The sequence below is a fragment of the Lysinibacillus sp. genome (genome assembly GCF_032093475.1).
In the GTDB taxonomy this organism is placed as follows: Bacteria; Bacillota; Bacilli; order Bacillales_A; family Planococcaceae; genus Lysinibacillus; species Lysinibacillus irui.
In genome coordinates this window covers 1-8652 of the sequence record NZ_DAMDAY010000076.1, presented here as the reverse complement: position 1 = coordinate 8652, position 8652 = coordinate 1, and the positions used below count along the sequence as shown (strand labels likewise).

Sequence of the window (8652 nt, the reverse complement as noted above, 5' to 3'; positions counted from 1 at the left end):
TTCTTCACTACGCTTAATGTATCTTGACCATTTTTTTCATCAAAATCTACTAATACTAAAGCCTTGTCCTTTTTTGCAAGTAGTTTAGCAGCCTCTCTGCCTATACCACTTCCGGCACCTGTAATAATGACTACTTGTTGCTCCATATTTATATATGCTCCTCTCTCTCAAACTATGATATCGATTTTAATTTCATTAGCTTAAAGCCCTCATAATGGTTTTGAGCAACTTCATTGCACCGTTTTGTATAATAATCAAATCCTCCAAGATAGATTAAAAAACTTCGAGGTTTCCCTTCAATATTAGCTCCTGTATACCAGGAATCACCTTTGACGTATAGTGTTTCATTAGCAATCTCTCTACAATGCTTGCTCCATGCTATTTCTGCTTCCTCAAAGGGTTCCATTATTTCAATGTCGTGTTCACGTAAGTAGTTAATGCATTGTGCAATCCATTCTACATGCTGTTCAATAGCGACTGGCATATTCACAAGTACAGAAGGGCTTTCTGGTCCCGTTATCATAAATAAATTTGGAAAACCAGCTGTTGTAAGTCCGAGGTAGGTTTGAACAGATGCACCATTCTCCCATTTTTCTTTCAGTGCCACGCCACCCCTTCCCCGAATATCAATTTTAAATAACGGCCCCGTCATACCATCATAGCCAGTAGCAAAAATGATGATATCTAAATCGTACTGATCGTCGGATGTTTGAATACCTGTTTCGGTTATTCGTTGAATAGGTGATGCTTTCACATCCACAAGTAAAACATTATCTCTGTTATAGGTTTCAAAATAATCGCTATCTAAAACTTGTCTTTTTGTCCCATACATATATGTAGGACATAATCTTTCAGCTACAATTGGATCTTTGACAGTTTGACGTATTTTGGAGCGAATAAATTCCGCTGCTTCTTCATTGGATTGTTCATTTGTTAACAAATCATGATAAGTCACTGAGAAGGCAAAGCCACCTTGTGCCCAAGCCTCCTCAAAAACCTCTAGCCTTCTATCATCACTATCCTCCATGGCAGACTGCTGATTTTGTGCAAAGGGTGTACCCGAAACAGAATTTCTCATCGCATGCTTTAACGTTTCGAAGTTTTGCTTTGTTTCTTTTATAAAGTCGTTATCATATGGATGATTACGGGCTGGGATCGTGTACTGTGGCGTCCGTTGGAATACGGTTAAATGTGCTGCTTCTTTTGCTATAACAGGTATTGCTTGAATGCCACTTGAGCCTGTCCCAATAATCCCTACTCGTTTTCCCTTAAAGTTAACTTTTTCATGTGGCCAATGCCCAGTATGATACCATTTTCCGTGAAATTGTTGTAACCCTTGAATGTTAGGAATATTAGCAGCAGATAAACAACCTATTCCTGTTATAAAGTACTTTGTTAAAATCCGCTGTCCATCATTTAAATGAATGAGCCATTTATTCTGTTCCTCATCAAAATGTGCTGCATGGACACGTGTGTTGAATTGGATACTTTCTCGTAACTGAAAACGATCTGTCACATAATTTAAATAGCGCAATATTTCTTCTTGTTCTGGGAATCTAGATGTCCATGTCCATTCTTCATATAATTCCTTTGAGAAAGTATAATTGTAATAGATGCTTTCGATATCACACCTAGCACCAGGATAACGATTCCAATACCATACCCCTCCTACACCATCTCCAGCCTCATATACAATGGTAGAAAAACCATTACTCCTTAGCTGATGTAACATATACAAGCCCGCAAACCCTGCACCTAAAACAACTGCGTCCACCTCGTTGACTGTTTGACTCCCCAAATTTTGTGCCCCCTCATCTTCATAATTTACTTAATACGAACTAAGAAAATAATGGATTTTCTTAACTTAAATACTACAACTTACAGAATATATTGAAAATTCCTTATTTTAAGGGTAGTATATACCTAAAAAAGGGGATAAATCATGTCCAATCTTTATACCATTCAAAAACGTTTCGACACGATCCAAAGTTTTGCTAATCATGAAGAGTTGTTGATACACATTTTGCAGGTATATTTAGATTCTTTTCCTCTCAAGGATGCCTATTTATTAAGGTATTCTCCAATAGGCTTTGTAGCTGAAGGCATAATTTTTTTGAATGAATCTGGTGGTAGTCATATCGGTGAAATTCGAGAAGAAATTCGTAGTTTTCCTATTATTTACTCTGCTATCGAAGATAAGAAAGCTAAATTTTGTACAGGTATCGATTATTTAAAGAATATTAGTATTAAATATTCTATTCACTCGCAAAATAATTCGTTTTTAATTGTCCCCATTTTTATAGGTCAATATGTTTTTGGATATATTTGTAGTACACAAATGGAGGAAGGGACTACTATAACGGAAAAGATCTTAGAAGACTTAACGACCTTTGGGAACATTATTGGCCAGCTTTTCATTCAAGCAAGAAACGGTAAAAAAGAAGTCTCACTTAGCAAAAGAGAGCTTGAGGTAATGCGACAGGTAGCAATAGGAGAAAGTACGAAGGAAATTGCAGGTTTTATGAATCTTAGTGAATTAACTATTACTCAATATGTTAAATCTGCTATCAAAAAATTGCATGCTAAAAATCGCTCTCACGCCATTAGCATTCTTTATCAGGAAGGCATCCTTCTATAAAAATAAGGGGAGCTAGTTACTCCCCTTATTTTTATTAACTTTTATATTCAAATTGAGTGTCAGGAACTCTATCAAAATAAATAATTTCTAATGAGAAAAAAATCTTCCTTTTAAAGTGGTTCATGCATATGGTCAATGAGTTCAATCGATCTCCGTTTCCATCATATTCCGACTCAAAAAAGGTGATTAAACAAGTTAATCACCAGACGTGCCGTAATCCTTGATGGATATAGTAACATCACATGTAATTGGAACTTCACTAAAAATTTGATCCCAATCTTTTTTTACTTTTTTCCATACCTTTGGATACTCAATTCTCAATTTATTGCCAAACCCTGCGACATCCGTCTGATATTCTTGTTGCAATTTATCCAATGTTTTCATCACTAAACGTTCAATTTCTTTCTCGATTATTTTCTCTGCTTTTTTCAAAAATTGATTATTAAATGTTTTGTCTGCTAGTACCCAATGCTCTGCTATTCTGCCTTCGGAATTTATTTTGATTGTAAAAGAAATACGATCCCCTTCAACATGCGGGATAATCTTAGTTTTCAAAGACAATATTTCATATACGATAGGGGAATTCGACGCTTCATCAAAACCCTTTACTAAGCCTCCCTTTCCTTCACCCGTAATCCATGCAATACCCTCTAAGTCACTTTCATTTAAAAAACCTTTTAGTTTTTTGGATTTCCCTTCAATGACCGCAGCTCCTGAAAATTTTACTTCCTCATCTTCTACCACCACATTTTGTAATAAGAAGCTAGAATGTGAATACAGTTTCCCTTCTAATTTAGCTATCGTCATAGGAGGCAAAATCTTTGTCGTTCGTTCGTGTCCACGCATCATTTCTACCAATTGAAAGGCTGGAATTTTAGTTGGTTCATTTGTTTCAAGCACCTGCCTTGCTTGCCCCTGAGCAATTAGCAATATTCCGCTTGGTCGTATTTCCAACTCTCTTAGAAAAAAATCCAACGTTTGTTGCAAGTTGATAGTACTTGCAAGGTCCTCTCCAATCACAATCACTTTGGAATGTTCAGCAAAAGCACGTTTATCAATCTTTAACACCATATTCCGTAGTGTAGGCAAAACGGCATCTCCTGTTTCCGAAACGTTTTTGTAGGCTTTCTGATGTATTGGCCCTGTTTTGGTACCCGTAGAAGTTGTCTCTGAAGTGACAAGTTGATTCGTGACCGTAAGCAGCTCTCTATTAGCATATCTAGCCTCTTGTTGCTCTTCTGACGTAACGTCCCCAGTTTCTAAATCCAAGGACGTACCTACAATTAGCCCTAAGTCTTCAATCTCTTTACTACTCCAGCAGCCTGTGAGAAGTAGGGCAACCATCATCACTAGTAAAAGATGCACATATCGAAGAGTTCGCTTCATGTTTTATGTCCTCTCAGTTTTGATATAAGGAGTAAGGTTATAGGGATTACGCCAAATAAAATTAATGCAACATTGCCAATTTTATCTCCAAATTTAAACAGTTCATTAATATTCTTTGGCGTCATTGCAATGATATAAATAACAGGCAATAAGCCATATAGGAAAGGATGTATAGTTTTGTTAAAAAGCTGAGCTAATCCTAAGGCAGCAGCATAATAAGTAATCGTAAAGGTCGCAAATATTTGCATAATCCATATGACAAGCAAAAATGATTCAAAGCGTTCAAAAATTAAGCCAGGAATTTCAAAACTTCTCATTAGTTCAATTGTTGGCCATGTCCTTGTCACTACCCCATCAATAGATAGAGCACCTATCACCATCACGACAGTAATGACATAAAAAAGTAAAGGTACTGTGATGCCAACTAAAACTACCTTAATCGCTTTCGATTTATCTGATGGATACATAAAAGCAACTAGCAACAGCATAATTTCAGGTCCTAAAAAGGCTAATGTAGCTGTTTTTACACCTTTTAACATCGGTACTAATCCTAAACCTAATACGGGTCTAAGATTATCAATCTCAAATATGCCTATGCTTAAAAAAGCAACTAGTAAAAAAATAACAAAGGTTATGGGGAAAATGATTTCGAATAATCGTGCGATTGAATTGATGCCACTACTAATCAAATACAGCCCGACCCATAAGAAGGGTAAAATAATGGCCCATGTTGGCGTTCCTTCCAATAAAAAGAGGGAGGTCACTTCAGCCATTATCCGAACCTCAAATGCAGAAATAGTAAAAAAATAAACAATGACACAGGAGCTAATCAACCAGCCTAGCCATTGGCCAACAATGTCTTGAGTATATTGATAAAAAGTTTTATCTGAATATTGTTGACTAAGCTTGACAATGATAACGCCCGCTATCATTGCGACGATGCCACCTAAAAAAACACTTATCCAAACATCTGGCGTTTTCACCTTCTCTACCGATGCACGAGGTAAGGTAAGAATCCCAGTTGCTAGAATATAGTTAATAATAATAACAATTGCTTGTGACGTTGTTATTTTATCTTTTGAACGATCGGACATGGCAATTATTCTCCCTTCCTCCTAATTCCCTTTGCGAATAGTGTCTTTAGGCTTTAACAATTTTGGTCGACGTTTCATCATCTTTAACGGCATACGTACCATAAAATCCTTCCAATCCCCTGCTCGATAAGGAACGGTTGGGCTAACAAAAGGTACACCAAAACTTTTCAACTTTACTAAATGACTGCACAGGAAAAGGAAAAATAGAATAATTCCATATAACCCAAATAAAGCAGCAGAAAGCATTGCAATAAAGCGTAGCATACGTAACGAAATCCCTGCATTATATTGTGGAATAGCGAAGGATGAAATAGCTGTTAATGCTACGACTATGACCATAATGGGGCTAACAATTCCTGCCTGGACAGCCGCTTCTCCGATGACAAGTCCGCCAACTATTCCCATTGTGGGACCAATCGGCTTAGGTAAGCGAAGTCCAGCTTCTCGTAGGATTTCAATCGCTATTTCCATGATCAGTGCTTCGATTAATGCAGGAAATGGAACACCTTGCCTTGTCGACATCATCGATAAAGCAAGTTTAGTCGGGATTAGCCCCTGATGAAATGACACAAAAGCAATATATATGGATGGTCCAAACAATGTAATACCTGCCGCAAGAAAGCGAAGCAAACGAATAAGTGAGCTAGGTAACCAACGTTCGTAATAATCTTCCGGAGATTGTAAAAGCATATTAAAGGTTACTGGCACAATGAGAGCAAAAGGGGTCCCATCTAATAAAATGGCGACACGTCCTTCCATTAAGGCTGCAAAAACACGATCAGGACGTTCGGTGCTTTGAACTTGCGGAAAAGGACTAAGATAATTGTCCTCAATCAATTGTTCAATATAACCAGATTCAGGTAGATTATCTAGATTTATTTTGCTGATTCGTTTCTTCACCTCTTCAATTAAATCAGGCTCAGCAATTTCATCTATATAGGCTATTACTAGCTCTTTTTTGATACGCGTGCCAACTTCCATTTTAATGATAGCTAAATGCTGATTTTCCCCTTGTTGCCTTAATAAGGAAGTATTCACGCTTAAATTTTCTGTGAAGCCTAATCTTGGTCCGCGCACCAATGCTTCTGAAATAGGCTCATCAAGATTGCGTGTCTTTCCTTGTGCAGTACCAAGGATAAATACACTTGGTATACCATCAATAATTAATGCTGTTGCCCCAGTTAGTACCCCCCCTACAGATTTCATCACGGTTGATTCCTCGAATAGATCGCTCACAGGAAGAACTTCATTTTTTATTAATTGCTGCAATTCATAGCCTTTTATAATCGTAGGATTTTCAGTTATTCCCTCCATTAATGATTTCAAAATATGCTTATCGATCATTTCTTTATCGCATAATTCTTTTAGAAAGACGATGGCTGCACGAATACCTGTATTCCCTATGTGAAACTCTCTGAATTGTACATCCCAATTATGTTCCAATTCTTTCTTTATTTTTAAAAGATCAACATCATAAACTCCTGTAAATTGGTCAAGCGTTTTTGAAACAGATTCGTACTGCTCCTCACCTTGCACAGTTTGTTCTTTCATATCAATCATTCCATTGTTCTTTTTTACAAATAAAAAACCATTAAACAGTTTGAAAATCAAAAATGGAATTAAAAATGCTAAAAAGGCCTGCATAAAAACTTGCCAATGTGGCATGTAGGAAATCACTTTTTCCCACACAAATCATCACCCTCTTTAGTAGACATCATACATAGTATCTCTACATGTTTTTATCATTATCTAAGCCACCATATTTTAAACTTCTAACCATCAATATTCTGAACAGGAACCTAAAAAAACCAGCCCCCAAAAATTGGAGTACTGGTAGTGGATTTAGAATACAATACTATATTGAATGAGTTGACTGGTTTCCCCTAAATATTCCGCACTTCCCCTACTACTTATTTCTCTAAACCCTATTTTCTCTAATATGGCTCTTGCTCGCCAATTTGTTTCGTGTGTTTCTGCTAGCAACTGATCAATCTTATTGTTTTCAGAAGCAAAAGCTAGCATGCATTTTGTCGCAATCGTACCAAACCCTTTTCCCCAATAGGAACTATCTCCAATAGCAAGTCCTAGCTCAGCTGTCTGCTCCTTCATATCCACTAAATCGGCATAACCTATGAGTGTACCATTATACGCTATCCCCATTCGTACAAAATCAGCAGAGTTATTTTCCACATATCGGAGCCACCATTCATAAAGTTCTTCATAACTGCTATTAATATTCCATCCATTGGCTGAACAAAACCTATCATCTTTACTCCATTTTAAAACACTAGGAAAATCCTCTATTGTAATCGCTCTTAATTGAATGCCTTTTGAGTTTATTTTTGACTGATCCATCTTATCCTCCCAACATTTTAGAACATGATAAATGAAATCTATTAAATAGAATATGGTATACTAGCTACTATGAAAAATTAGAAGGTGGAATTTATGCTTGAAGTTAGTGAAAGTAAATTAGCACAATATAGTCTACATTTTTTGAACGAGACACTTATTTTGGGTGAAGAAGCCTTTACTCAGCCCGAGGTCATGTTAGAAGCAGCCTTTACACAGCTTGCATTTAGTAAGATTGATTTGGAGCAACAATTCGAATTTTTCCATGAAACAAATATTGCTCTCAATGAAATTTATACGTACGCCAAGGCCATTTTTGAACAAAACAGTAGCTTTCTAGAACAATCACAAAATATAGCTAGACACTTACATAGTGTGTCACAGCATCCCAATATTAAAAGCGGTGAACTGTTTATTGGCTTATTTGAAAACTGTTTACTATTGAATGAGGAAAAAAAGATTATTGCCATTGTTAAAATTGATGAAAAAGAAATATTTTTAGATGTTAAAAATGATCAAAATCAAATGATTGTCAACGGCATTGATGGCATTAACGTCAAAAAAATTAATAATATGGCCATTATTGTGGATATGGGGCCAGAACAACCTCCTGCTGTATTTATGAAAACAAAGCGTAAAGAGGATATCATTTATTGGCAAGAACGTTTTTTAAAAATTAAAGTTGCAGATGAATATTATCATAAAACTGATTTAGCGCTCACTGAATGTAAAAAATACATTTTAAAGGAAGAAAATTATTCAAACACAGAGAAGCTAGGACTTTTGAATAAAACATTGGATTATTTTAGAAATGAAGAAGAGTTTCAAGTAAACCATTATATTGAAACTGTATTTGAGCAAGCTGATGCTACACAAAAGGATATACTGATCAACTCAGTCAAACCCTATGAAACGGTTATATCAGATAGTGCATTAGAAAAGGCCGAAAAAAAATATAAACGTAAAATTAAGCTCGATGCCAACATTGAAATACAAGTAAATATTCAACATATCGACCAAATAGATGAACTGATTGAAGTAGGATATGATGAAGCAACAAATCGAAAATTTTATAAAATTTATTTCCAGGATGAGATGTAGAAGAGGCATTCCCTTAAAGGGATGCCTTTTTTTTTGTATCTTTTGAAAACCCCTTGCTATGCGAGGGGTTCCAAAGGGCTT

Annotated in this window: 8 protein-coding genes; 2 read left to right on the top strand and 6 right to left on the bottom strand. The window is 36.2% G+C overall.

What is annotated here, in order from left to right; all coding sequences use genetic code 11:
* Positions 1 to 146 (bottom strand): SDR family NAD(P)-dependent oxidoreductase (locus RT445_RS15435; RefSeq protein ID WP_313470880.1); only part of this gene is annotated, 146 nt, incomplete at its 3' end.
* Positions 147 to 172: 26 nt separating this feature from the next.
* Complete coding sequence (locus RT445_RS15430) at positions 173 to 1798, bottom strand: flavin-containing monooxygenase (RefSeq protein ID WP_313470869.1); 1626 nt, start codon at positions 1796 to 1798, stop codon at positions 173 to 175.
* A gap of 144 nt (positions 1799 to 1942) precedes the next feature.
* Between RT445_RS15430 and RT445_RS15425 the strand changes: the two genes are divergently transcribed.
* On the top strand, positions 1943 to 2638 hold the full coding sequence (locus RT445_RS15425) for a response regulator transcription factor (protein WP_274793977.1): 696 nt from the start codon (positions 1943 to 1945) through the stop codon (positions 2636 to 2638).
* A gap of 195 nt (positions 2639 to 2833) precedes the next feature.
* On the opposite strand, the gene RT445_RS15420 is transcribed toward RT445_RS15425, so the two are convergent.
* From RT445_RS15420 to RT445_RS15405, 4 genes are all read right to left on the bottom strand, one after another.
* Positions 2834 to 4024, bottom strand: a complete 1191-nt coding sequence (locus RT445_RS15420; RefSeq protein ID WP_274793978.1) for a Ger(x)C family spore germination protein — start codon at positions 4022 to 4024, stop codon at positions 2834 to 2836.
* A complete protein-coding gene (locus tag RT445_RS15415) occupies positions 4021 to 5118 on the bottom strand; it encodes a spore germination protein (RefSeq protein ID WP_312506778.1) in 1098 nt (365 codons plus the stop codon). Before RT445_RS15415 ends, RT445_RS15420 begins: the two co-directional genes overlap by 4 nt.
* Before the next feature lie 21 nt (positions 5119 to 5139).
* Entirely contained in the window at positions 5140 to 6669 is a 1530-nt protein-coding gene (locus RT445_RS15410; RefSeq protein WP_312506785.1) for a spore germination protein, read from the bottom strand.
* A gap of 291 nt (positions 6670 to 6960) precedes the next feature.
* Positions 6961 to 7473 carry a GNAT family N-acetyltransferase gene (locus RT445_RS15405; RefSeq protein ID WP_312506779.1) on the bottom strand — a complete coding sequence of 171 codons (513 nt, stop codon included), beginning with the start codon at positions 7471 to 7473 and terminating at the stop codon, positions 6961 to 6963.
* 93 nt (positions 7474 to 7566) lie between these two features.
* Here RT445_RS15405 and RT445_RS15400 point away from each other — a divergent pair, with 93 nt between their 5' ends.
* On the top strand, positions 7567 to 8571 hold the full coding sequence (locus RT445_RS15400; protein WP_274793981.1) for a nucleoid-associated protein: 1005 nt from the start codon (positions 7567 to 7569) through the stop codon (positions 8569 to 8571).
* The last annotated feature ends 81 nt before the right edge of the window (positions 8572 to 8652 follow it).

What these genes read in the sequence shown, in the direction of transcription:
- RT445_RS15425 (WP_274793977.1), top strand. Translation starts at nt 1,943, where the DNA reads ATGTCCAATCTTTATACCATTCAAAAACGTTTCGACACGATCCAAAGT.
- RT445_RS15405 (WP_312506779.1), bottom strand. Translation starts at nt 7,473, where the DNA reads ATGGATCAGTCAAAAATAAACTCAAAAGGCATTCAATTAAGAGCGATT.
- RT445_RS15415 (WP_312506778.1), bottom strand. Translation starts at nt 5,118, where the DNA reads ATGTCCGATCGTTCAAAAGATAAAATAACAACGTCACAAGCAATTGTT.
- RT445_RS15400 (WP_274793981.1), top strand. Translation starts at nt 7,567, where the DNA reads ATGCTTGAAGTTAGTGAAAGTAAATTAGCACAATATAGTCTACATTTT.
- RT445_RS15420 (WP_274793978.1), bottom strand. Translation starts at nt 4,024, where the DNA reads ATGAAGCGAACTCTTCGATATGTGCATCTTTTACTAGTGATGATGGTT.
- RT445_RS15410 (WP_312506785.1), bottom strand. Translation starts at nt 6,669, where the DNA reads ATGAAAGAACAAACTGTGCAAGGTGAGGAGCAGTACGAATCTGTTTCA.